Consider the following 22,990-nt stretch of genomic DNA (forward strand, 5'->3'; position numbering starts at 1 on the left):
CCCACCGCGTCACCACCCCCAGCCGCACATGATCTGACAACCCCACCCAAGGATGCATGCTTGGTCCAACGACCCCGCCCCTGCAGCGTCACTGCGAACTGCTTAACGAGTTCAAGCAACGGCATTGTCCAGGCACGAGCAAGTGGAACAAAATAGAACACCGATTGTTCTCCGCCATCACGATGAACTGGCGTGGCAGACCGTTGACCAGCCACGAGGTCGTCGTCAACACGATCGCCGCCACTCGCACCCGCACCGGGCTGCGGGTGGACGCCGTGCTTGACACCGGCGACTACCCCGTAGGCGTGTCGGTGAGCAGGGAGCGAATGAGTGCTCTCCCGATCACACCCCATGCCGAGCGCGGGAAGTGGAACTACACCATCGGGCCCGCCGCGACCGGCACGAAGGCCGCCGTCGGCATCGGCGAGCGGGACCGCAACCGGTCGGCGGCCCTGCATACCCTGGCCGACCCGCGGCTGACCGGCATGAGCCGAGGCAATCTGAAGGAGTTGGCCGCCAGCCTCGCTCCCGCACAAGCAGCGCGGGCCGAACAGCGCTACTTCGAACAGCGTGGCGGCAGACGTCGCCAAGTCAAGGGAAGTCACGGCCGACCTTTGCTCACCGACGCCGACAGGGTCCTGATCGCAGTTGTCTACCTGCGGCAGGTCTGCTCCCAGGTTGTCTTGTCCGAGTTGCTGGAAGTCAGCACGGGCCCGATTGCGGCCGCGGTCGTCGAGACCGGCAAGTTGCTGGCCAAACGCAAACACGGCATCGAGCCCACCGTTCTGCGCTTCACCAGCGCGACTGCGCTGCGGGGCTTCCTGGCCACCGACATCGTGCCGACGCGGCCGAACCGCCTGGCGACCCTCGGCGATCCGGCGCTGACCGGGATGAGTCGGCAAGAGCTGGCGAAGCTGATCGGGCGGCTGTCCTTGCACCAGGCCGCCGAAGCTGAACGGCGCAAGCATCGGCAGCGCGGAGCCGACAGGCAGTTCGGAGCCCGCGGAGGGATCTTCTCCGAGAAAATCACCGACGCCGAACGCGTCCTTGCCACCATCCTCAGCCTGCGCAAGGTCTGCAGCCGCGACGTGGTAGCCGACCTGTTCCAAGTGAGCCGACGCACCATCGGCAACGCAGTCCTGTGGGTCCGCCCCCTGCTGGACCAGGACGGATACACCGCAACACGTTCCAAGGGAAGCTACTCCACCGCCGCTGACCTCCTCAGCGCCATCGCAGAACACGAAGGCAACCGGGACGCACCGATATCGCCACGTTGAATCTTTACGACTCCACTACGCGCGCAACTTGCTGAGCAAGGTTCCGAAGTCCGCTCAGCCGTGGGTGGCCACCTTGTTGCGGACGGTCTTCGAACAGCCCGACGCCGACGCCGTCCGCCACCAGATGGAGTCTGTGATCACCACCCTCGACGACAAGTCACCCACCTCGTCGTGGACTTGGTCGGCATCCCACTTCGCCCTCCCGAGCAGGTGCTGCATGCCGTCCGGGGTCCTGTCCCCGGCCCACTCGGCGATGGTCCAGCAGTTCTTGCGCGGCAGGTCCGACAACTGGCCGAGTACCAACTTCCTGGCCCGGCGTCGGGATTCGACCCGTGTGAAGCGTCCCGCTATCCGGCTCATCAGGCCCTCGAACGCCTCCTGCCAGCCGGCAGGGTCTACGCTGTGACCTGCGGCCACCGCATGATCGTTTGTCTTCACACACCGATGATCAACGGTGGCCGCACCCGTTTCCACACCGCGTCAGGTCGCGCAGCGTCTGCCTGCCGTCCTGTGTATCGGAGGGCTTGTGCAACGTGGCGAAGTCTGGTGGGTCCAGTTCGACGAGCGGAGGTTGGTCGTACTGCTGTCAGGAGACGACGCGTCCGGGTTCCAGGTGATGCAGGTCGTCGCTCCGGCGGGCCTCGACATCAGCGGTCTGGGCATCGAAGTGACGGTCGGCGCCGGTGAAGGGCTGCCGCTCGAAGGCGTGCTGCGGCTCGCGTTCCCGCGTCCGGGCTTCACCCCGTGCACGTGGCTGACCACCGTGTCCCGGGACGACCTGATAGAGCGGGCGGCCGTCCTGTCCTCCAGGAAGCTCAGCGAGATCGACGATGCCCTCCGACTCGCTGAACAAGCACAGGAGCGGACCCCGGCAACGACCGCGAAGCTCAGCGAGATAAGGGACGCCCTCCGTCGCGGTGAACTCGGGTAGACGGAGAAGGAGCCGACGCCCGCGACGGCATGGGCGATCTCGGGCGAGATGATCCACGCTGGACACCTGCCGCCTCGACGCCCCTCACCCTCGAGATCACGATCTACGGCTGGAGTACTACTGAACTTGATTGGGTGATGTCGGGTGGGCGGGCTGTGCGTGCGTCCTGACGGGAATGCGGTGGCCGAACGCTGATCGGCCTGCGATTGTGTGGGCGTGCCAGAAGACCTGACGATGCGATCGCTGTTGCCGGACACGATGTGGGCGGCCGGGTCGATTCGGATCATGAGTCGGACCGTTCGCGCCGACGAGATCTCGGCTCGTCTGGGGATTGTTCCGGACGAGCTGTTCGAACAGGGGAGCTTGATGAGTCCCCGGAACCCGAGGAGTGCCCGGAGGGAGTCCAGTGTCTGGATCCGGCGGAGCGGTCTCGGAAGCGACAGCGAGCTTGAGGAGCACGTCGCGGCGCTGGTCCGAGTGGTCAGCGGCAGTCGTGAGGAGCTGATGCGTCTGTCCGCCGAGTGCGATCTGGATCTGTTTCTCGGGTTCGGCAGTGAGAGCGGTCAGGGAGCGTGCGTCCTGCCGGCCCGCCTGCTCGCCGAGGTCGGCGGGCTGGGTCTCACTGTCGTCCTCGACCTGTACCCGCCCACGTCAGAGGTGGGTGTCATGGGGGGATGATTGCCGCCCCACCCAAGCTGGGTCGAGGGACTCGACTGGTCAGTCGAAGGTGAGTCCGGTGCCGGTGAGGCAGCTGTCGACCAGGTTCGGGCGATACTGGATCTTCTTGAGCCGGCGCTTGACGACTCGGGTGATCTGCCCGAGGTCGGCGGCGAGGTTGCCGATGTCGCGCTTGACCAGGGACCAAATGCCCTCCTGCGGGTTGAGATCGGGGGCGTAGGCGGGCAGCTGGAACACAGTGAGCCACTCCTCGTTCGCGTCGATGAACTCCCGTATTCCGGCGGTCAGGTGGAGGCGGAGGTTGTCGCAGACCAGCACGATCGGGCCGCCGAGCTGGGCGTGAGCGCGGACAACCAGGTCGCGGAAATCCCGCGAACCAAAGCCCTTCGGTTCGTCCTTGCGCCCCCTGTACTCGCGGACCGCGTAGATGAGTCGGGACCGCTCGCCCGGCCTGTAGCAGGTCATGCCCGCCATCGACACCCGCCCGGAGCCGCGTCCGCGCACGCGGACGACGGATGTCTGGCCGATCCGGCCCCAGGTCCTGGCCCGCGGCGGAGTCATCGACTGCCCGGCCTCGTCCTCAAAGACCACCCAGGCGCCGCGCTCCGCCGCGACGCTCCTACCCACGGCCAGGTCTCCTTCCTCCATACTGCGACCGCCTCGTCGTCGCGCTCGATGGCCCGTCGTGCGGGCTGCTGCCACGACCAGCCGTGACGCTTCAGCAGCTGCCATGTGCCCTCTACCGTGTATGAGACGTGGAACAGCCGGCCGATCAGCGTCGTGATCCGGGCGAGCGTCCACCGCTGGTCCGCCCATCCGTGGGCGAGCGGGCCGCGCTCCAACTCCCGCTCCAGCCTCACGACCTGCGCCTCACTGAGCCGAGACCTTCCCGGAGAACCCTTCGACAGCACCCCGGCCTCGCCTTGTTCACGCCAGGCCCGTCGCCACCGCTCCACCGACCCCGCTCGCTCACCCGCAGCGCTGCAGCGATCTCCCCGTTCTTCTGCCCGCTCTCGAAGCGCTCGACGGCCTGCAGCCGCAACCGCTCCCGCTTGACTCTCTCAGCGTCGGTCAGCCCGCCGCCCTGCGCGTACCGCACACCTCACGGCTACCGGAACGGGCCAGCGACTGTCAGGCAAACGACCCCGACATCACCCAATCAAGTTCAGTAGCCTGAAAACGAATCACCGATTGGCCGTCGATACACCACGCCAACGGACGTGACCTTCCCCCGTCACGCAGATTGTTAGCGAGCAGAGGCAAATAGGGGGCCAGGCTGTGCCATGGCCCTGGGGGCGGGGCAAGGCCCTTGCGCTTGAACGCGGCGGTTTGTTCTACGGGCACTGGTGGCACCGGCTTAGGACACGAGGAATCATGGTCGTCAGTGGTTCGACTCGACCAGGCTCCGGCAAGTGCGTCACCGTAGATTTCTCGCGCCCTCAGTTCAGGATTCACAAGCAGCGTGCTGCGGCACTCGGCGGCCCAGGATCGCGCGGATCCCCATTTCACGGGACAATCGAGAAAGGAAGGGATTGCCGTGAAGAGCACACAGCCCACGACGCCAGTGGTGGTGACGCTCACCAGCTGCTCGCAAGAAGATGCCAATGCCGTCTTCGAGGCACTGCGCCGATCTTTCGACTGCGACCGCACAGACGACGAGGCGCCGAACGCCGCATCGCACCCGCACACCGTGTGGGCCTCCACCTTCGAGGTGACCCCCGAGCATGCGCCCCTCGCGCCGGCGCGGCTGTCAGCCGCCGTCGAGGCTGGCCTCCAGGGCGGCTACTGGGCGGTTGACGAGATGTTGGAGGCACTATCCGCCGCCTTCAACGTTCAGGAACGCAGCACCGCCGCCGGGGACCAGGAGAAGGACGTGCAATTGCGGCTGGTGAGCTCAGTTCGATAGCTGACCGGGCCGAAACGCGGAGCCGGGCGGGCGGTATGCACCACGCTGTCGCAGACGGCGGTGCTTCCAGCTGTGCGGGTTCACGACACTGCCCTTGCAACGACCAGCGGGCCGCTCACGTCGCTGCTGCGTTGGCACGCCGCGGTGGGCGGCGTCCGGATTCGTGGAGCGCGGGGGCGTTGAGAGTGTGAAAGCCTTGATGCTGTTGGGGACTGTGCGGCCGGGGAGGCGTTCCGCTGATTCCAAGGCGCTTTCCGACTCCGCGTACGAAGAGAGGTCGCCTCATGGTCACCTTGCAGGGAAAGACCATTGCGTTCCTGGTTGCACCCGAGGGCGTCGAGCAGGTGGAACTGACCCAGCCCTGGCAGGCCGTTCTCGAGGCGGGAGGCATGCCGCGCTTGGTGTCCACCCAGAGCGGTTGGGTCCAGGCATTCAACCATCTGGACCACGGTGACACCTTCGAAGTCGACGATGTGGTCGACGGTGTCTCGGCCGACGAATACGACGCTCTGGTACTGCCAGGCGGCGTGGCCAATCCCGACGCGCTACGGATGCATTCCGCTGCGGTGGATTTCGTCAGGGCCTTCTTCGGCGCCGGGAAGCCTGTAGCTGCGATCTGCCACGCCCCTTGGATCTTGATCGAGGCCGATGCGGTCGGCGGGCGGAGCCTGACCTCATGGCCGAGCCTTCGCACCGACCTGGTCAACGCCGGCGCGCAGTGGGTCGACCGACAGGTCCAGATCTGCACTGCCGGACCCAATGTGCTGGTGACCAGCCGTAAACCCGATGACCTGCCCGCCTTCGGCGAAGCACTGGTCTCCGTGTTCGCCGCGGCGTAGCGGGTAGGGGTTTGCCATGGCTGACCACCTGCAGATCGAACCCCAGGGCGACCACGTGCTTACGCGATCCCACGATCGTGGAGTGGCGTGGCAACGGCCCTGACGTATGGGAGAGCCGCTGCCCCGAGGAAGGCGCCGAGCCCACGGGGCGGCCGACGGAGTTTCAGGGCAGTGGTTGCCGTGGCGGCTGGGCCTGTTCCTGGGGTGGTGCTCCGAGGCGGGTCTGGGGCGCGATGCCGGCGTCGTCATCGCGAGTTGCGGGACTTCCTCGCTCACCACTGATGACACCCGACGCCCGTGGATTGCCGGACAGCACGATTCCCGGCGTTGAGCGGGCACGGGACAGTGGTGTGAAACACGCGAGATCGCGAGTGCCGGCGGTGGACCTGCTCCTGAGCAGGTGCGTGGAAAGCCCGGCACCGGCGGTCGTACGGCCGCCCGCATCCGATCGGCGACCTGCGCGTTGAAGCGGCAAGAGGACAATGGGAGCAGCGCGCATGTGCTGAGGCGGAGCGTTCCCGGCGCCCTCACGTTCACGATGCGGCCGGAAACCCGGGACGGACGAGATGTCAGCGATGGAGAACAAAGAAGCTGCGGGGCCCACCGCAGGAACCACCGGCAGCGACGTCTTCGGCGCACCGTGCTGGATCAGTCTGATGGCCCGCGATCTGGAGAGCGCGCAGCGGTTCTACGGAGCGGTGCTGGGCTGGGAGTTTCGGCCCGGCGGACTGGGTGACGCGTTCAGTGTGGCGCTCGTGAACGGGTCGTCCGTTGCGGGCATCGGTGCTCTGGCGCCTGCGTTGCAGGTGGCCGTGGCATGGACCCCCTACTTCGCGGTAGCGGACGCGGACGTGACCGCGGCGCGGATCCGGGAGCGCAGCGGTACGGTCGCGGTTGGGCCGCTGAGCCTCGGGGACGGCCGCGGGGCACTGGCCGCGGACCGGGACGGCGCCGTCTTCGGCATCTGGGAAGGGCAGTTGTTGTCCCAGTGGGATGCATGGCGGCGACAAGCACCGGCGTGGTTGCGACTGTGGACCCGCAATGCATTCGACGCAGCCATCTTCTACGGCGAGGTCCTGGACTGGGCGTGCGAACGCCCCGGGTGCTGCGAGGTCGCCTACGAGGACCAGGAAGTGGTGCTGCGCAGCGCGGGGCATGTGATGGCCCGGTTGAATTCCGGCGCTGTCGAGGTGGCGCCGGACCCTGCGAGGCGTCCCCGATGGCAGGTGCACTTCCCCGTGGCTGATGTGAAAGCGTGCGTGCGGGCAGCCCTCGAACTCGGCGGAACCGCCGTTCCGCACTCTCCCACGCCCGGTCAGGGACAGGCAACGTTGCGTGACCCCGACGGGGGGCTGTTCACCGTCGTTCCGCACACTTCCGGCAGGTGAGTGCGCTCCCACTCATGCGGCGAGGTGAGGGATTCCACCGGCTGGTCCATTCGATCCACCGGAATGGCGTAACAGTGCTGGTGGGAGTCGCCTCGGCGACGTGTTGGCAACCGGTGAGCGGAGCGGCCGTCGGTGCCAACTCGGCTGCTCCGCAAGCCCCGTTCGATGGCATCCGGCAGCGCCTGCCCGGCCCCGCAGAGCATCGGCTCCCCTCTGGCTCGCCGCGCCGCGGGGCTGATGGGCTGGTCCTGCTCCCATGGCGATGTCCCCCGACGCTTGTGGGGATGGTTGGTGGCTGTGCGCCGATGGGGTGGGTTTGGGGCGCCGCAGGCCGTGCTGGGCCGGTGGCTGGGCTGTTCGGCGATGAGGATGTCTGTGGATGTTCCCCCTCTGAGAAGGAGCCATGCCGTGTTGGAGCGCACCCAGCGTAAGAACGCTCTTGAAGTCACGTTCGTGCTGCCTGCTGAGGAGCCGAGAGGTGCGGTGAGCGTGGTGGGTGATTTCAATGGCTGGCAGCCGGGCGTCCATCCGCTGGAGGAGCGTCTCGACGGCACGCGGGCGGTCACGGTGAAGATGCCCACCGCGAGGCGAGTGCGTTTCCGGTATCTCGCCGAAGGCGACCACTGGTTCAACGATGAAGCTGCCGACGGGTACGACGGAGACAACAGCCTCCTCCACACCTGAGCGCCGATCCCGTACGCACCGCCTTCAACCGGAGATCTCCCCCGGAGGAAGCGCGTCATGTCAGAGATCTGGGAGTACTCCGCCGATGCGCGCTATGAGGCCGGTACCGACCTGATCGGCTACCAGGTCGAAGCGACCGATGGTCACATCGGGAAGATTGACAGTGCCTCTCACGAGGTCGGTGGCGCGTATCCAGTGGTGAACACCAAGCCCTGGCTGATCGGCAAGTACGTCGTGCTACCCGCGGCACCGCACGGCGGGTAGACCACGATGACGAGATGATCTACATCGGCCTGACCAAGGGCAGATCAAGAACGCGCCGGAGTACGACCCGGACGTCCAGGGCGGTGGCCGGAGTGGACCGGCTGCCCGCGAGAATCGACGCCCCGCCCGCCCCCGCTAGCTCACGTCTACCCGAAGCCGGACCGCCGGATTCGTGTCCGGTCGGGCAGCGTGCCGCTGATTCGCGTGCTCGCGCGGTGTTGATATGCGTCAGGCCCCGGCGGGGCCGGGGCCTGACGATGACGTGCGATGCGGCCGCCTACCAGCGGTACCAGCGACCGCGGCTGCCGGAGGCACCCGTGCCGCGCATGACGAAGCCCAGCAGCCAGACCACCAGTACGACGACGGCGACCCACCACAGGATCTTCAGCGCGAACCCGGCGCCGAACAGAATCAGGGCGAGCAGTAGAACCAGAAGCAGTGGACCCATGGTTATCAACCTCCTGACCAGCGGATACCCCGGGATGGATTCCGCAGTCACACAATTTTCCGCCAATCGGAGGGCACCCTTCGTCGCCGGGGCGGAGCGCCGGGTGATTCCTCATGTGTCCGAAATTGCCGGGTATTGACGTGGCCGACCTGGGTAGGCGGCCAGGTGCATCATCCGCACAGATCTTGGAGGAACCATGGGTGCCGAAGACAAGGCCGAGAACACCGCGGACAAGGCAAAAGGCAAGGTCAAGGAAGCCGCCGGTAAGACTGTGGGCAACGAGCGCCTCGAAGCCGAAGGCAAGGCCGACCAGGCCAAGGGCGATGTGAAGCAGGCCGGCGAGCACATCAAGGACGCCTTCAAGCACTGACTTGATGCGACGTGATCCCCTGCAGCCATCCACGACTGCGGCCTTCGCGCGGCCGGAAGGGCTTCAACGTCTTCCTCCCGCCGTATCTTCGCGGACCGCCGTCTGATGCACGCGATCCACGCCATATTGTCCGGCGATGGAGGAAACGCGTGTTGGTCGGAGGTTGCAGGGAAGGCGACTTTTGAGGGTTTCCCACCGAATAGCCGGAAGGGATCTCTCGCACCACTGCACGACGACGGAAGGGTTTCTTGTGACTGACAACATGTGGGGATACCCGGCAGCTTCGGGTTACCAGGCCGGTACGGATCTGACCGGGTTCAAGGTCGAGGCGACCAACGGCAGCATCGGCAAGGTCGACAAGCACTCCGATGAAGTCGGCTCCGCGTACATCGTTGTCGACACCGGAGTGTGGATCTTCGGCAAGCACGTCCTGCTCCCGGCGGGGACGATCCAGTCCATCGACATCGCCGAGCGGAAGATCTACGTCGCCCGCGACAAGGACGAGATCAAGAACTCTCCGGAGTTCGACAAGGACAAGCACGCTGGCGACCTGGGCTATCACCAGCAGGTTGAGGGCTACTACGGTACCCACCGGGCCTGAGAGCCGGTCGCATCGCCCCAAGACGCCCTGTCTCCCCAGACCCCAGGTCTGGGGAGACAGGGCGGGCGTCTTGGGGCCAAGCGTCAGCGGGCTGATCACGCCGTCTGTGCCAACACCTCCGACGCCGGGGTGAGGCGTACCCGCTCAGCCACGGCTGGCTGCTCAGGCAGAGGCGGTCAGGCGGCCAGGTGGTTGCGCAGGTGGGTGAGGGTGCGGTTCAGCAGGCGGGAGACGTGCATCTGACTCACGCCGAGTTCGGCGCCGATCTGGGCTTGGGTCATTTCCTGGCCGAAGCGCATGTTCAGGATCGCGCGGTCGCGTTCGGGCAGAGCGGCGATCAGCGGCTTGAGGGCGAGGAGGTTCTCCACCCCCTCCAGAGCCGGGTCGACGTCACCGAACCGGTCGGCCAGGATGCTGGTGTTGTCGCTGCTGTCATCGCCGCCGACGGGCAGGTCGAGGGTCCCGGCGGTGTAGCCGTTCGACGCGACCAGGCCCTCGGTGGCCTCCTCCGGCGTGATCTCCAGGAATGCCGCGAGTTCCGGGACGGTCGGGTCCCGCTCCAGCCGGTCGGACAGGGTCTCGGCGGCCTTCGCGAGCTCGAGCCGAAGTTCCTGGAGACGGCGCGGGACGTGGACGGCCCAGCTGGTGTCGCGGAAGAACCGCTTGATCTCGCCGGAGATGTAGGGGATGGCGAAGGTCGTGAACTCGACCTCGCGGCTCAGCTCGAACCGGTCGATGGCCTTGATCAGGCCGATCGTGCCGACCTGGATGATGTCCTCACGCGGTTCCGGGCGGTTGCGGAAGCGCCGTGCGACGAACGTGACCACGGCCATGTTCAGCTCGATGAGGGTGTTACGGGCGTACTGGTACTCCCGCATGCCTTCCTCGAGTGTCCGCAGGCGGTCGAAGAACAGCTTCGACAGCTCCCGTGCGTCGGCCGGGGCGACCTCGCCCGGGTTCTCGATCCACGGCAGCGACACAGGGGGCGGGGCCGGAGCGGTGATGGTGGTCTGTGCTGCCGCGGTGATCGTCATGACTGCTCCTCACCCTGTCGGTCGGCTCGGCACCGAGCCCCACGTACCTCCCGCCCGGCAGGGCGAGAGAACTGCAGCCCACCGGTGTCACTCGCGTCCTGCCGGGACACTGTTCCAGCGACGGACAAAAAACTGTTGTGACCACAATAGACAATCTCGAATCTCGCCGCTACCGTTCTGTGTCAGGGACCCCCGCCCAGGGCTGTGGGGCGCCCCGAGGGCTGGGTAGAAGCGATGGGGAACATGCGTGATCACCGAAACCGCCGCCTGGCGGCTTTCACGCGGCGACAGGGCCATGCCGCTCTGGATCTTCCCCCGCCCACGCCCGAGCCGGGGCACCTGACGAGCGAAGAACTCGGCGCCGAAGGAGACACCGTCATGCTGATGCCTCGCCCCGCCACGCTTCAGTTGCTGATCGACCGCTACGACCAACTGCGGGCGCTCGAAAGCGCGGGGGCTATGACGTCCGAAGAACGCCGCCAGCTGGAAGACAGCGCCTACACGCTGTGCGTCTCCACCGGCACCCGGAACATCGCCGACGCGCTGCGCGTCGCGAGCTGCCACTGCGGTACGTCCACGCGACAGATGACCACCGCGGCCTGACGACGCGGGGCCGCCGATACGGCCGAGCCGTCGGCGAGCTGACGCGCCCGCGCAATGGGGGACTTGGCAGCTGGGACCGTCACTGCTGGCACGAGGTCACATCAACAGCTGTCTCAAGGAGGTAGGCACCGATCCTGCATCTGGATCCGCTTACGGCGAGGGGTCGCAGTCAGCGTTTGGTGCGGGCAATGGCGTCGGTGACGACGGACCGTAGATCGCCGGTGCGGGCGTATGTGTCGCGCTGGAGCCCGGCCCCGCCGCCGCGTCCCATCAGCTGACTCAGCGACTCCTTGACCAGGGACAGATCGTCGGCGTCCAGCAGCGCTTCGGTGGTGTGCTCCACCAGTGTGTTGATCACCGTCTCGGCAGGGGCCGGAGTCCAGATGAGGGGATGGACGAGTTGGTCGGAGACCCCCGATCTGGCGGCCCGCCACGACGCGAGTCGCAACAGACCCACCGGCGCCGCCCGCGTCGGTTCGCCTGCGCGCCAGGCGCGCGCGGCTGTCTCCACCAGAGCTCGTACGAGCGCTGCCAGCAACACCGCGTCGTCCGCGTCCATGCACACGTCGGCGACCCTGATCTCGATGGTCGGATAGGTGCGTGAGAGCCGAGCATCGAAGTAGATCATCCCTTCGTCGAGGAGCGTCCCCGTCCCCAGCAGAGACCGCACCTGAGAGTGGTATCGCTCCGGCGATCCGAACTCCTCCGTAGGACCCGCCGAGGGCCAGCGCCCCCACACCTGATTCCGGAAGCTGCTGTACTCGCTGTCATTGCCCTGCCAGAACGGCGAATTCGCACTCAGCGCCAGCAGGACGGAAAGCCAGGGCCGGATCCGGTCGAGGACGGCCACACCTTCCTCGTCCGACTGCACGCCCACATGCACATGGCAGGCACAGGTGAGCTGTTCCTGCGCGGTAAGACCGAACTTCTCGATCAACCGATGGTAGCGGCGCCCCGAACTCACCGAGGGATCCGCAGGCAGGACAGATGTGGCAAGGGCCGCCACTTCCGTCCCCGTCTCGCGGGCCCTCTCCGAGGCCGCTGCTCGCCAGCGCCGCAGTTCCCTGGCCAGATCACTCATCGATGTCTGCGGCCGCGTGGTGGTCTCCACCTGTTCCCGTTGCAGCTCTGATTCCAGCCTGGCCTCGTCGTCGGCCTCAACCTCTGCGGCCAGTACCGCTTCCGCGACGGCCCGTGGCTCCCCAGTGCCCGGGTCCACCAGCAGCAGTTCTTCCTCGACGCCCACACTACGCACGGCAGCTGCCCCTTCTTCGCGCCGGTAGATCTCATATGCAGGGGTCGCTGTCGAGCCGGTCGCCCAGGTCGGTACTCGTCCAGCGGCGGGCCGTCAACTCCAGCTCGTCCATCTCGTCCCAGCCGAGCGGCGTGGCGACGGGCGCGCCCGGCAGGGGCCGGACGGCGAGGAGGGGCGACGACGGTCTGGCTGTCTATTGCGGGCGATGTCCAGGAACAGTCGCCGGTCCGCGAAGGTCCGGCCGTACTGACCGAGCAGGCGGCGCATCAGTTCGTCATCACTCATGATCGCTCATCCTTCGTAGCGGTGCCAGCAGCGTCTACCCGTATCCGGGCGAGCTACCCCGACGGCTTGGGCAGAGCAGGGCTCCTCGGCTGCGGTGCCGAGGGCGTCGTCAGCCGGTGGCGCCGGCATCCTGCGACAGACCGAGCAGGTGGTCCCCGAATCCACCTCGGGCACGGGCGCGCAGCCGCGCGGAGGTCACGACGGAGAGGTTCGCGGTGCGCAGCACCCGGTGCCCGCCGCGTTCGAGCGCGGCGACGAGACTCCGGTCCTCGCCCACGGCGAGCGGCGAGAACCCCCCGACGCGGAGATAGCTGTGGGCGACGACGCCCAGATTGGCTCCGTGGACATGCGGATGATCCCAGGGCAGGCCGTGCGGGGGGCGGGAGACCTCGTACAGCTCCTCGAACCGGGCGGCCAGCGCGTCCGCGTCGGGGGGCCAGTGCTCCACGCGCACGGTGCCGACCACCGCCTCCCACCCCTGGGCCGCGTATTCGGCCTGGCGGGCGAGCCAGTCCGGCGGCACCGCGCTGTCGGCGTCGGTCGACGCGATCCACGTTCCCGCGGCCGGTGTGCCGAGAGCTTCCAGGGCGTGCGACGCGCCCGCCGCCCGGGCCGCTCCGGGGTTGCGGCCCGTGATGGCCACGACCTCCGCCCCGGCCTGCCGGGCAAGGGCCGCGGTGGCGTCACGGCATGAGTCGGCCACCACCACGGTCACCACTCGTACTCCGGCGAGTGCCGGGTGACGGCGGGCCACTTCCAGCGCGTTGAGGGCGCGAGGCAGCAGCAGTTGTTCGTTGTGGGCCGGGACGACGACGGCCATCGCCTCAACGTTCACACCAGACCTTCCCGCGTGGCGGGCGACGGCGGACGGGCCCCATCGCTCTGCAGGCGGCCGAAGACCTGGAGGACGAAATCGTCTTCGCGGTGGTCGGCCATGAGGGCCAGTTCCGGGACACGGGCCAGGACGTCTGCCAGTTCCACCCCGGTCCACAGGTGTTCCCTCACCGGATGGTTCCAGTGCACGGTCACCAGCGTGCCCGCCGGCTCCAAAGCCCCGACCGTCCGGTCCAGCAGCTGACTCAGGTCGGACGGGTCGAAGTAGTAGAGCAGCTCCGACAGCACGACGAGGTCGAAGGTGCCGGCCGGCCACTGCCGGGGGAGGACCAGTTGCCGGACCGTCACCTGAGGGAGATGGGCGGTACGTCGCTGCGCCGTTCCGACCGCAGAGGCGACCCGGTCACAGGCGAGCAGCGCATCGCACCGATCGGCCAACAGGGTGGTCAACTCGCCGACCGAGCAGGCGGGTTCGAAGCCCGACCGGTACCGGGCCCGGGGGAGCGCCGCCAGCGTGAGGTCATACTTACGCTGCTCGTACCAGCGGCTCGCCAGCTTCCACGGGTCGTCCGATCCCCGGTACATGTCATCGAAATAGGACGCCGCGGTACTCAACGGAACACCACCTCCATGTCCCGCAGATGGTGGGCCAGCTCTTCAGGCGGCAGGATGGGCGCCTCGTCAGAGCCCGGGCCCAGCGGACGGATCTGACTGACGAACCGCCCCACAGCGGCTGTCTTGCGGGCTGCTGCTTCCGGTGGGAGGACGATGCGGGCCGCGCGCTCCCAGGGCACGCGGACGTCGTCGGGGCGGGCCCAGTGCCACATCCACACCGGATACAGCAGGCACGGCACCTCTGCCGTGAGCGCCGCGCGCACCGCGGCGCGACCGGTCGCCTCATGGTCGGCGTGCACGTCTCCGGTCCACGGAGCCACGCACAGCGCGGCCCCGCGAAGGACGTCACCGAGATCCGAGGTCACCCGGTCCTCATGGTCGGGCACTTCGGTGTCGGGGATGCCCAGCCGCCTCACCTGTGCGGCGCCTGCCCCCAGTTCACGCAGCGCAGCCAGCGTCTCGGCGGCCCGGATCCCGGCCAGTTCCGTCGGTGTGCGGACCCGGCTGGACGGATGCGACCGCTCTCCGTCGGTGACGGACACGACGACGATCTCGACTCCGGCCGCTGCCAACAGACACAGCGTGCCACCGAATCCCAGCACCTCGTCGTCAGGATGGGCCGCCACGACCACCACCCGGCCCTGTCGCGGAAGGGTGAGCTGCGGCAGGGAGCGCAGACGGGGCCAGGATCTCCACACCGACTCGTCGGTTCCCGGGGCGTCGATCACGTTCAGGACCTTCGGGCCCCCGGACGATGTCCGTGAGTGCCCCACGGATGCCGTCATCGTGCCTCGTTCGGACGTGCGACCAGAGCTCCGAGTTCGGCCAGATTGCGCTCGGCGTGGTGCTGGCGGATGTACACGGTGAGGTCGGCGACATTGCGGGCATGGCGTACGTCATGGCAGAGCGGCCCGGCGCCGGTGGCCCGCCCGACCCGGGTCAGCACCTCGGTGCAGGCGTCCTCGACCAGGGTCCGCACGCGCAGGCTGCGCAGCCTGGCGCCCCCTCCCAGGTCGATCGGGTCCTGGTCGATCTCGGCCGCCGCCTGCGCCAGCACCGCTTCGACGGCGTGCAGGCGCATGTCGATGTGGCCCAGATGGGCGTCGGTGTGCGGGTCCGGGCGCCCTGCTGCGGCCTCCCGCAGGGTTCGCACGACGGCGCGGGCGCCGCCGTACCAGCAGGCGGCCACCCCGATACCGCCGTGCTGGAATCCGGGCCGGGTGAGGTATGCCTCGACGTCCCCGACCGCTGTGGCGGGGACGGCTGTGAACCGGACATCGGGAGTGTCACTGCCCGCCATACCGATGGCCTGCCAGCTGCCGTCGACGGGCTCGCAGGCCGGCGGGCCGATCCGCACGGCGAAGAGGCGACGGCCGTCCTCGGCCGTCGCCGTCACCAACGCGTGCGTGCAACTGTGCGCCCCTGAGCTGTACTGCTTGAGTCCGTTGAGCTCCCAGCCCTCCCCGACGCGGGTCGCGGTCAGGCCCTCGCCGGGTGGTTCGGCAGCCCAGACGCCCCACCGGTCGGCGGGCCCCGGGGCGGGCCCCGCGAGTTCGGCGAGCACGGCCAGTGCGTCGGCGTGTCCCTCGGCGAGGCGCGCCAGTGACAGGTCCTGCTCGGCGACGGCGCACAGCGCGGCGAAACGCTCGGCGGTACGTCCCGTGCCGGGCAGCGGAAACTCCAGTTCACCCGTGGCGAGCGACCCGACCAGCTGGGAGAACCGCTGAGCCGTCTCCCGCCGTGCGGCGCGAGGTGTGAACTCTTCGGCCGCCGCCTCGTGCTTCGGTCGCCCCCTCGGCGGCGCCGCTGTGGGATACGTGGTTTCCGGCATCATCGAACTCCCTCGACGTCGGCGGACTGTTCCACTCTCACCCGGTCGCCGGGTGACTGCATCTCGGACGGTTTGCCCGTGCTGCTCACACGGTCGCGGTCATGGTCGCTGTCCCGCGGCGGCGGAGCGAGCCGAGGCCGCGGCGGGAGCCGCAGCCGCCGCGGGTGCCGCTGAACGGGAGAGCTGCTGCCGGGCGACCTGGAGCGCCGCGTCGATGTCGCGGGTGCCGGTGGACACGCACAGCGTGTATGCGGCGTCCTCGAGCCGGTGGTGGATCTGCGGCCCCACCACATCGGCATGGGCCAGCGCGTCAAGGGCTTCGTAGTGCTCCAGGAGATTACGCAGGACGACGGGGTGCGCCATGAGCATGGAACTTCTCCTCGTTCCAGGGAGTGGACATTCGCCGACTACCCGCGCGAGCAGGCGCTAAGCCGGGCACGTGAGTCTCCGCCGCACGGCGGGGGCGCGGAGACGTCGGAAGACGGCAACAGAACCGAATGGGGCAGTTCCTGTCGACATCACGGGGGTAGGCGCGCCCGTAAGGGTTCCCATGACACGGGATGGGGGCCACTGACCAGACAACGGAAGGCGCGGGAAGACCGATGATGGGACCGGACGTCCGGCCACCCGCTGAAAGTGCGTCCGAAGCACCGGTGGGGGAGCTGATTTCCCGGGCTTCGGAGCAGATCTCTCAGCTGGTGCGGGAGGAAATCCAGTTGGCCACGGCGGAGATGACCCGAAAAGGCAAGCGCTTCGGGATCGGCGGCGGCTTGTTCAGCGGAGCGGCCCTGATGGCGTTCATCGCGCTGCAGGCCGCAGCGGCCACCGCCATCGCGGCCCTGTCACTGGTCGTGCCGGTCTGGGCCGCGGCCCTGATCATGACCGGCGTCCTGCTCGCGGTGGCGGGCGTGGCAGCGGTGGCAGGTAAGAAGCAGGTGAGCAAGGCGATCCCGCCGACACCACAGCAGACGATCGACAGTGTGAAGGCCGATATGGCCGAGATCAAGGAGAGGGCGCACCGATGACGGACAAGAAGGCCGGCGAATCGACTCCCACCCCCGAGGAGCTGCGCGAGCGCGTGGAGAACACCCGCGAGCAGCTCGGTCAGACGGTCGAGGCTCTGGCCGCCAAGGCGAATGTGAAGGCACGCGCCCAAGGCAAGGCAGCCGAGGTCCAGGCGGAGGTACGGGAAAGGGCAGCGGACGCGAAGGACGGCATGCGGGAGAAGGTGACCCATACCGTGGGCCGGGTCCAGGACGCGACTTCGCGCGCTGTGCACGCCGCCCAGGACCGGACACCTGAACCCGCGCGGGAGAAGGCCTGGCAGGCCGGTGAGCAGCTGATCGCGGTCGCAAGCACGGCGGCGGGCGGCGTATCGGAGCACACACCCGCGTCGGTGCGCGATACCGCGGGAAAGGCAGCACAGGCCGCCCGCCGCAATCCCACCGCGACGGTCGTCGCGGCCGCCGGTGCGGCCGTGGCCTTGTGGGCGGTGCGACGCGGTATGAGGCAGTCGAATCACGCACGGTGAGCCCCGTGTGAGCGGGTTTCGGGGCGGCCCCACGTGCCGATCGGCCGGAGCGGGGCCGGGCACGGTGAGCCGACGACGTACGGAGTTACGAATGGGAGAGACATCGCTCAAGGCCACCGGCTGGGCCCGGTCGTTTCCCGTGACAGCGGGTGTGCGGGCCAGCCGGAGGTGGACCCGGGAGCACCTCGATTCCCTGGAGTGGACCAGCGAGGTGCCCGAGACGGTGGACGCGATTCTGCTGACAGTCTCGGAACTGGTCACCAACGCCCACATCCATGCTCATAGCAGCGCCCGGCTCGTCCTGACCTGGGACAGCCGCTGCCTGCAGGTCAGCGTCAGCGACTCCTCCGACCATCTGCCGGCCCCGCGCGCCCCTGATGAGGAGAGGCCCTCGGGCCGCGGGCTGGCGATCGTCGAGGCGCTCGCGGACGAATGGGAGACCCACGCTCGGTCGCATGGCAAAACGGTCTCCGCGTGCTTCCATCCGCCGGGCCGTCCCGACCCGCGTACCGTGGAAGCCCACCCGCGGGCTGCTTCTTCCGCAGAGGGCTGGCGGGTGCCGGATCGGTCCTCGCTGCCGGGGCACTCGGTCGCCGGGCCACGGCGACGGCGATGAAGCTCTGGTCCCTGGCCATGGTGACGTTGTCGGCCGCTGCCTTCGTGCACGACCTCGGCCGCCCCGATCGGTTCGGCAACATGCTCCGGGTCTTCAAACCCACCTCGCCGATGAGCATGGCCGGGCGCCTCCTGCGTGCCGCCGAACTGATCCCGGGGACGCCGTCGTGCCACGGAACGAGCGGTTGGCCCGCGATCGGTAGAACGAGATGCGGGACGGGGAAGGACCCCATGACGTGAGAGAGCTGAAGGAGGACCTCTTGCCCAAGACAGCGAAAGTCGTGTACAAACCGGTCGGTCTCGTCGTCGGAATGGCGGGCGGCGCACTGGCCGGCCTGCTCTTCCGGAAGGTATGGGACCGGATCGGCCCTGGCGAGGATGCCCCGCAGCCGCTGGAGCAGGACCACAGCTGGAAAGGAGTGCTCGCCGCCGCAGCCATCGAGGGTGTCATCCTCTCGGTCGTGCGGGCGGCCATCCAGCGAGGCGGCGCCACCGGGTGGCGCCGCGTCACCGGAACCTGGCCGGGCGACTGAGCGCAGCGGCCCTACGGGGAACTGGCCGATTCTGCCGTGCACCGGCCCGACGCGGGTCGGAGGAGCCGCGCGGTTGACGGTTTCCGGCAGCCCCGGCTCCCACGGACCGGGGCGCGCCGGAAGTCCGGGTGCCGTCATCGCGGGACAACGCGTCCACCCCATGAGGTCCGGTCACGCTGGATCGGTGAATACCGCCAGTGCGGCCTCACGGACGTCCGGCCGCGGATGACGGCGCAGCGTGTGCAGCACCTCCCGCCAGGCGGTGGGCCAGCCGAGCTGCGCCCCGGCCGTCGTCAGTGCGACGGCGAAAAGGCCGGGAGCGAGTCCGTCACCGGCGGCCAGTCGGCGGGCGGCTGCCAGGACGTGTTCGGGATCCTCCCGTCGTCCGTTGCCGTACCGGCGCAGCGACTCGGCCGTGGTCACGGTCAGCGCCGGGCGATCGGCGACCAGGACGGCCAGCTCGGCGAGGCGCTCGCCCAGGTCGGGTGCGTCCGGGTCGAGCGCCGTGACCAGTCGACGGGTGGCCTCGGGCAGCAGCACGGGTTCGGTCAGCAGGAGTGAGGCAACCGCGCGCTGGGTGGCCTGGAAGGATTCTGCGGGGGCGTCCGGGCTCCACATCGAGCCGGTGAGCGCGGCGATCCGCCGCCGGGCCGGCTGGTCGCGGCCAGGGAGATCCGGTTCCCCGGCGTGCACGGTCTCGATCAGCGTGGTCAGGGCGTCCGCCAGGACGCTGCCGGGCGCGCAGCCGCCGAGTGGATGAGCGGCGTCCGACAGCGCCACCCCGGTCAGAACCCGGGCTGCTCCCTCCCAGCGGTCCCGCTCGGTGAGGTCGGTTACCAGAGGGACGATTGCCCGCACCTCCTCCGGCGCATACCGACCCCAGGAGACGAGTTGCCCTCGCGCAGATGCGCCGATGAAGAGGTCGTCGTCAATCGCCAGTCGGGCCATCAGGCCGGCGAACGCGGGGCGGTGCTCCATGGGTACCTCGTGCGCGCGGAGGTGCTGGACGAGCATCGTCCGCAGCCCCGGCGGTCCATCAGCCGCGTCGGTGAGCACGTCCCACAGCGGCAGGTCGGCGATCCGTTCGCTGATCGTCGCCACCACGGCGGCGCGGACGTCATGGTGCTGCTCGGGCGCGGTGTACGCCTCACGCAGCAGGACGGCCGCGTCGGCGAGGACCAGGTGTTCGGCGGCGAGCCGGATGGCCTGCTTGCGGCTGGTCACCCTCGCCCCCGGATCGAGCGCGATCCGGCGCAGCCCCGGGCCGAGTTCGGCGCTCGGCGTGAACCGGGCGGCGCGGCCCGCCGCGTACAGGGTGACCCGGGCTCGGTCGTCGGCGGCGTGGGAGAGCAAGTCGGGCAGCGCCCCGGCGGGGCGCTCGGTCCAGGGCAGCGCGGCGAGCGCGGCCTCGGCGAGGACGATCTCGGCGGAGTCCACGTACCGGCGCAGCAGAGCCTCGCCGTGGACAGGGATCCGGGCGGCGGCCCGCAAGGCGGCGGCGCGCTCGTCCAGGGCCCGTGCGGGGTCGTCGACCGTACGGGCGAGCTGTTCGATGGCCAGGTGCTGTTGTGCGGGGAGCCAGCGGCCGGCGTTGGCGAGGTCGGCCGCGGTCAAGGGAGCGGCAAGCAGGGGGCCGAGCAGATCGGTGCGGACCCGGGTCACTACGGCCCGCACCGGGGCCAGCGTGATGGCCGACGGCCTCAGCGCGAGCAGCCGGGCCACGCGTTCAGGGCTGGTGTCGGAATCGCGCAGCAGCAGTGCAACGGCCCGTTCGACGGCACTGTCGCCGCCCGAGTGCAGGACGCGCTCCAGGAGCTCGGCGAGGTCGGGGGCTCGTCGTGCCCGGGCGCCGAGCGTCTCGGCCAGCGCGAGCAGCAGTGCGGCGTCCCGGGACCGTGCCGAGCGTTCCAGGGCGGCCCGCAGCTCATCGACCGCCGCCCTTTCGCGCCGTGGAGGGAGGGTGAGGCCGGCGCCGTCGGTCCGTTCAATGGTGCGAACGGCCCAGGCGAGCAGTTCGCGGGCCGGCCCCCCTGCATGCTCGCCGAGGACGGCCCCGGCGAGGCGGACGAGCGCGGCGCGAGTGCCCGTCGAACAGTCCCGGGCCGTCAGGGCGTCGTCGGTGAGCCGTTCCAGCCGCCCGGCGGTGGCGTCGTCGAAAAGCCTCGACGGCACCGCCGCGACGGCGTTCAGCGCCTCATGGCGGACCGGGTCCTGCTCGTTGCGCAGTCGCGTGAGCAGTTCGAGCGCCTCGGGGAGGGCGCCGGGCTCCCCGGAGAGTTCGGCCTGGTGGACCAGCTGTGCCCAGGCCCAACCGCGGTCCCAGGCATCGGCCGCGTGGGTTTCGGCCAACAGCCTCGGCCGTGCCTCGGCGACCGGCAGCAGGGCGAGTGGGATGAGGTTCTGGCTGTCCGCTGCCAGCTGGGCCCGCGCCCGCGCGTGCCGCTCTTTCGCCGGCAGCACGGTGAGGACGTCGACGGAGCACCAGTAGCGGTACGGGCCGGGCGGCGCTCCTTCGTCGTAGAAGGCGGCCCGCCGGGCCGGGGGTACCTGCCGCAACAGCGCCAGGAGGTCCTTGTGGTGGCGGTGCGCGAGCACGGCGAGGCCGTCCGGCCGGGCCGCGACCAGTCGGCGGGCCACGTTGGCCCGCAGCGGCGGGTCGTAGCGGTGCCGGTCTGTCGTGAGCAGCAGACGGACGGTCCGTTCGGCGGAGACGGCGGCGAGGTCGGCGAGCCGGTCGCGCAGCGGATCGGGGAGGGTGCGCACGGGGTGGCGTTCCAGCAGCTCCAGCACCCGGGCCGGTTTGCGGGTGGCGGCAGCTGCCAGGCCGCGGGCGTGCCGGTCCCAGAAGGCCTGCCGCAACCCGTACGGCAGGTCGGCGAGTTGGCGCTCGGCCTCGTCCAGCACGGCGCCCGGGTGGCGGCCACCGAGCGAGGTGGAGAAGGTGATCGCGTGCGCCAGCATCGGCAGTTCGGCGCTGACGACCTCGGCCGAGCAGACCGGCAGCAGCCGGGCCGCCTCGGCGGCGCCCCAGCGCCTGCGGATGACGGGCACCAACCGCTCGGCCACATCAGTGCGCCCGGCCCGCAGAATGGCGCGGGCCAACTCGTCGCGGACCGCTTTCGGGGCGGTGAGCATCGTGAACTCGATGTCGTCGGCCGGGAAGGGCAGCTCCCCGATCGCTCGGTGCGCGTAGCGACGCACCACCGGGTCGGGGTCGTTGATCCGGTCGATCAGATGGCGCGCCTGCCGTCCGGCGAGGGCGGCCAGCGCGGCGAGCCGACGTTCATACAGGCCACGGCCGTCCAGCTCGGCGAGCAGGGCCAGCAGGTCGGAGGAGGCGAGGGCGGCGCAGGTGCGGGCCACCTGGCGCAACCGGAGCGAGTGGGGCAGTGGTTCGACGGCGGCGAGCAACCGGTCGGCTATCAGCTGAGGCATCGGCGATGATTGTGCCCGGTGGACGCGGCAGGGGCACCCGGTTTTTCGCGGTGGTGCGCTTGCCGACGGCAGCGCGTGGGGAGAGGTTGCCGGCACGTGAGACACCTCACGGTATGCGGCCGTCACGTCCGGGGCGGTTCGCAAGGGGTCAGGCGACGGCATCCTGAGACGGCAGCGCCGCCACGATCGGATGGTCCCGTCCGATCGGACCGAGCTTCGCGCTGCTGCCGGGGGTGCCGAGGTCGGAGAAGAACTCGGCGTTCACGGTGGTGAAGTGCTGCCATTCCTGCGGGATGTCGTCCTCGCAGAAGATCGCCTCGACGGGGCACACCGGCTCGCAGGCCCCGCAGTCGATGCACTCGTCCGGCTGGATGTAGAGCATGCGCTCTCCCTCGTAGATGCAGTCGAGAGGGCACTCATCAATGCATGCTCTGTCCTTGACATCCACACAGGGCAAAGCGATCACAAACGTCATTGAACTGCCATCCTCTGGTCGTTCTTGCTTTCCGCTCTGACGCAGCAGACCGTATGACCTCAAGTAATCTTGAGGTCAAGAGGAGGCTGTGTATGGAGAATCACCGTTCCAGGGAAGCCCGGGCCACCCCGGACGACTGGCTGAGCATCGGCGAAGTGAGCGCCAGGACCGGGGCGGCCGTCTCCGCCCTGCGGTTCTACGAAGAACTCGGCCTGATCGCGTCCGAACGCGACGGTCGCAACCAGCGCCACTACGCACGCCACATGCTCCGCCGCGTCGCCTTGATCTCAGTCGCCAAAAGGATCGGCATCCCGTTGCAGGACCTCCTGGAGGCGTTCGCCGACGTGCCGCTCGACCGTCCGCCCAGTCACCAGGAGTGGCAGCGCGCCTCGCGTGGCTGGAAGCGTCGACTGGAGGAGCGCCGGCAGACCATCGAGCGGCTCGAGGCCGAGCTCACCGGGTGTATCGGCTGCGGATGTCTCTCGATGAAGGCATGCGCCCTGCTGAACCCCGGCGACACGCTCGCCGGCGATGGTGTCGGGCCCCGGCGGCTGTGAG

The 22,990-nt window shown here is 69.0% G+C and carries 26 protein-coding genes and 4 pseudogenes; 18 read left to right on the forward strand and 12 right to left on the reverse strand.

All coding sequences use genetic code 11. The annotated features are described in order from the left end of the window. Nucleotides 1–128 precede the first annotated feature (128 nt). Both O3W51_RS19800 and O3W51_RS48885 read left to right on the forward strand, forming a co-directional pair. A pseudogene (locus O3W51_RS19800) lies at nt 129–1,277 on the forward strand (ISAzo13-like element transposase-related protein); the annotation flags it as partial. 7 nt (nt 1,278–1,284) lie between these two features. Continuing rightward, nucleotides 1,285–1,449 (forward strand): annotated as a pseudogene (locus O3W51_RS48885) (transposase); the annotation flags it as partial. On the opposite strand, the pseudogene O3W51_RS19805 reads toward O3W51_RS48885, so the two are convergent. Then, nucleotides 1,434–1,637 (reverse strand): annotated as a pseudogene (locus tag O3W51_RS19805) (transposase); the annotation flags it as partial. The pseudogenes O3W51_RS48885 and O3W51_RS19805 sit on opposite strands and share 16 nt — an antisense overlap. A 166-nt stretch (nt 1,638–1,803) precedes the next feature. Between O3W51_RS19805 and O3W51_RS19810 the strand changes: the two are divergent. Together O3W51_RS19810 and O3W51_RS19815 are read left to right on the forward strand one after the other, a co-directional pair. Then, nucleotides 1,804–2,208, forward strand: a complete 405-nt coding sequence (locus O3W51_RS19810; protein WP_031080431.1) for a type II toxin-antitoxin system PemK/MazF family toxin — start codon at nt 1,804–1,806, stop codon at nt 2,206–2,208. Nucleotides 2,209–2,424: 216 nt separating this feature from the next. Further along, nucleotides 2,425–2,886, forward strand: coding sequence for a DUF4279 domain-containing protein (locus O3W51_RS19815; protein WP_138351879.1), 462 nt, complete (start codon nt 2,425–2,427; stop codon nt 2,884–2,886). 39 nt (nt 2,887–2,925) lie between these two features. On the opposite strand, the pseudogene O3W51_RS48890 reads toward O3W51_RS19815, so the two are convergent. After that, nucleotides 2,926–3,985: pseudogene (locus O3W51_RS48890) on the reverse strand (IS630 family transposase). Between the two features lie 438 nt (nt 3,986–4,423). Here O3W51_RS48890 and O3W51_RS19830 point away from each other — a divergent pair. The 5 genes from O3W51_RS19830 to O3W51_RS19850 all read left to right on the forward strand — a co-directional run bounded on the left by O3W51_RS19830 (nt 4,424) and on the right by O3W51_RS19850 (nt 7,967). Beyond that, nucleotides 4,424–4,792, forward strand: a complete 369-nt coding sequence (locus O3W51_RS19830; RefSeq protein ID WP_164297738.1) for a hypothetical protein — start codon at nt 4,424–4,426, stop codon at nt 4,790–4,792. Between the two features lie 284 nt (nt 4,793–5,076). Next, entirely contained in the window at nt 5,077–5,631 is a 555-nt protein-coding gene (locus tag O3W51_RS19835) for a type 1 glutamine amidotransferase domain-containing protein (protein ID WP_138355287.1), read from the forward strand. 575 nt (nt 5,632–6,206) lie between these two features. After that, on the forward strand, nt 6,207–7,019 hold the full coding sequence (locus O3W51_RS19840; protein WP_269287088.1) for a VOC family protein: 813 nt from the start codon (nt 6,207–6,209) through the stop codon (nt 7,017–7,019). 408 nt (nt 7,020–7,427) lie between these two features. Then, entirely contained in the window at nt 7,428–7,703 is a 276-nt protein-coding gene (locus O3W51_RS19845) for an isoamylase early set domain-containing protein (RefSeq protein WP_138355289.1), read from the forward strand. Nucleotides 7,704–7,760: 57 nt separating this feature from the next. Continuing rightward, nucleotides 7,761–7,967, forward strand: coding sequence for a hypothetical protein (locus tag O3W51_RS19850; RefSeq protein WP_187145198.1), 207 nt, complete (start codon nt 7,761–7,763; stop codon nt 7,965–7,967). Between the two features lie 277 nt (nt 7,968–8,244). On the opposite strand, the gene O3W51_RS19855 is transcribed toward O3W51_RS19850, so the two are convergent. Beyond that, the gene (locus O3W51_RS19855) at nt 8,245–8,415 is read right to left on the reverse strand and encodes a hydrophobic protein (protein WP_138355290.1); all 171 of its coding nucleotides are present in this window, start codon (nt 8,413–8,415) and stop codon (nt 8,245–8,247) included. 196 nt (nt 8,416–8,611) lie between these two features. Between O3W51_RS19855 and O3W51_RS19860 the strand changes: the two genes are divergently transcribed. Together O3W51_RS19860 and O3W51_RS19865 are read left to right on the forward strand one after the other, a co-directional pair. After that, nucleotides 8,612–8,785, forward strand: a complete 174-nt coding sequence (locus O3W51_RS19860) for a CsbD family protein (RefSeq protein WP_138355291.1) — start codon at nt 8,612–8,614, stop codon at nt 8,783–8,785. A gap of 250 nt (nt 8,786–9,035) precedes the next feature. Further along, complete coding sequence (locus O3W51_RS19865; RefSeq protein WP_138355292.1) at nt 9,036–9,386, forward strand: PRC-barrel domain-containing protein; 351 nt, start codon at nt 9,036–9,038, stop codon at nt 9,384–9,386. A gap of 176 nt (nt 9,387–9,562) precedes the next feature. Here O3W51_RS19865 and O3W51_RS19870 read toward each other — a convergent pair whose 3' ends face one another. Continuing rightward, on the reverse strand, nt 9,563–10,420 hold the full coding sequence (locus O3W51_RS19870; protein ID WP_138355293.1) for an RNA polymerase sigma factor SigF: 858 nt from the start codon (nt 10,418–10,420) through the stop codon (nt 9,563–9,565). Nucleotides 10,421–10,798: 378 nt separating this feature from the next. On the opposite strand from O3W51_RS19870, the gene O3W51_RS19875 reads away from it, so the two are divergent. Beyond that, complete coding sequence (locus O3W51_RS19875; protein ID WP_138355294.1) at nt 10,799–11,023, forward strand: DUF5133 domain-containing protein; 225 nt, start codon at nt 10,799–10,801, stop codon at nt 11,021–11,023. 169 nt (nt 11,024–11,192) lie between these two features. Here O3W51_RS19875 and O3W51_RS19880 read toward each other — a convergent pair whose 3' ends face one another. The 6 genes from O3W51_RS19880 to O3W51_RS19905 form a co-directional block, all read right to left on the reverse strand. Beyond that, the gene (locus O3W51_RS19880) at nt 11,193–12,278 is read right to left on the reverse strand and encodes a glutamate--cysteine ligase (protein WP_269287090.1); all 1,086 of its coding nucleotides are present in this window, start codon (nt 12,276–12,278) and stop codon (nt 11,193–11,195) included. Nucleotides 12,279–12,672: 394 nt separating this feature from the next. Next, complete coding sequence (locus O3W51_RS19885; protein ID WP_244809730.1) at nt 12,673–13,398, reverse strand: glycosyltransferase; 726 nt, start codon at nt 13,396–13,398, stop codon at nt 12,673–12,675. Then, nucleotides 13,395–14,012 carry an SAM-dependent methyltransferase gene (locus O3W51_RS19890; protein WP_138355296.1) on the reverse strand — a complete coding sequence of 206 codons (618 nt, stop codon included), beginning with the start codon at nt 14,010–14,012 and terminating at the stop codon, nt 13,395–13,397. The genes O3W51_RS19885 and O3W51_RS19890 overlap by 4 nt, the downstream gene beginning before the upstream one ends. After that, nucleotides 14,009–14,797 carry a PIG-L deacetylase family protein gene (locus O3W51_RS19895; protein WP_198358657.1) on the reverse strand — a complete coding sequence of 263 codons (789 nt, stop codon included), beginning with the start codon at nt 14,795–14,797 and terminating at the stop codon, nt 14,009–14,011. The genes O3W51_RS19890 and O3W51_RS19895 overlap by 4 nt, the downstream gene beginning before the upstream one ends. Continuing rightward, nucleotides 14,794–15,843, reverse strand: coding sequence for an acyl-CoA dehydrogenase (locus tag O3W51_RS19900; RefSeq protein ID WP_198358659.1), 1,050 nt, complete (start codon nt 15,841–15,843; stop codon nt 14,794–14,796). Before O3W51_RS19900 ends, O3W51_RS19895 begins: the two co-directional genes overlap by 4 nt. Nucleotides 15,844–15,942: 99 nt before the next feature. Further along, nucleotides 15,943–16,212, reverse strand: a complete 270-nt coding sequence (locus O3W51_RS19905; RefSeq protein WP_198358660.1) for a DUF5133 domain-containing protein — start codon at nt 16,210–16,212, stop codon at nt 15,943–15,945. Between the two features lie 236 nt (nt 16,213–16,448). Between O3W51_RS19905 and O3W51_RS19910 the strand changes: the two genes are divergently transcribed. From O3W51_RS19910 to O3W51_RS19930, 5 genes are all read left to right on the forward strand, one after another. Beyond that, nucleotides 16,449–16,868: a phage holin family protein gene (locus tag O3W51_RS19910; protein WP_198358689.1), complete on the forward strand. Its 420-nt coding sequence runs from the start codon at nt 16,449–16,451 to the stop codon at nt 16,866–16,868. After that, complete coding sequence (locus tag O3W51_RS19915) at nt 16,865–17,374, forward strand: DUF3618 domain-containing protein (protein WP_198358662.1); 510 nt, start codon at nt 16,865–16,867, stop codon at nt 17,372–17,374. Before O3W51_RS19910 ends, O3W51_RS19915 begins: the two co-directional genes overlap by 4 nt. A gap of 91 nt (nt 17,375–17,465) precedes the next feature. After that, nucleotides 17,466–17,990, forward strand: a complete 525-nt coding sequence (locus tag O3W51_RS19920) for an ATP-binding protein (protein WP_232485873.1) — start codon at nt 17,466–17,468, stop codon at nt 17,988–17,990. After that, nucleotides 17,987–18,229, forward strand: a complete 243-nt coding sequence (locus O3W51_RS48895; protein WP_381588841.1) for a hypothetical protein — start codon at nt 17,987–17,989, stop codon at nt 18,227–18,229. The genes O3W51_RS19920 and O3W51_RS48895 overlap by 4 nt, the downstream gene beginning before the upstream one ends. Before the next feature lie 20 nt (nt 18,230–18,249). Then, nucleotides 18,250–18,522 (forward strand): DUF4235 domain-containing protein, encoded by a 273-nt coding sequence (locus O3W51_RS19930; protein ID WP_269287092.1) that lies wholly within the window; start codon nt 18,250–18,252, stop codon nt 18,520–18,522. 171 nt (nt 18,523–18,693) lie between these two features. On the opposite strand, the gene O3W51_RS19935 is transcribed toward O3W51_RS19930, so the two are convergent. Further along, nucleotides 18,694–21,957, reverse strand: a complete 3,264-nt coding sequence (locus tag O3W51_RS19935) for a hypothetical protein (RefSeq protein WP_269287094.1) — start codon at nt 21,955–21,957, stop codon at nt 18,694–18,696. Nucleotides 21,958–22,105: 148 nt separating this feature from the next. Continuing rightward, nucleotides 22,106–22,432 carry a ferredoxin gene (gene fdxA / locus O3W51_RS19940; RefSeq protein ID WP_198358670.1) on the reverse strand — a complete coding sequence of 109 codons (327 nt, stop codon included), beginning with the start codon at nt 22,430–22,432 and terminating at the stop codon, nt 22,106–22,108. 92 nt (nt 22,433–22,524) lie between these two features. Here fdxA and soxR point away from each other — a divergent pair, with 92 nt between their 5' ends. After that, the gene (gene soxR / locus O3W51_RS19945; RefSeq protein WP_138355306.1) at nt 22,525–22,989 is read left to right on the forward strand and encodes a redox-sensitive transcriptional activator SoxR; all 465 of its coding nucleotides are present in this window, start codon (nt 22,525–22,527) and stop codon (nt 22,987–22,989) included. Nucleotide 22,990 lies beyond the last annotated feature (1 nt).

This window comes from Streptomyces sp. H39-C1 (assembly GCF_027158125.1).
Lineage (GTDB): Bacteria > Actinomycetota > Actinomycetes > Streptomycetales > Streptomycetaceae > Actinacidiphila > Actinacidiphila fildesensis.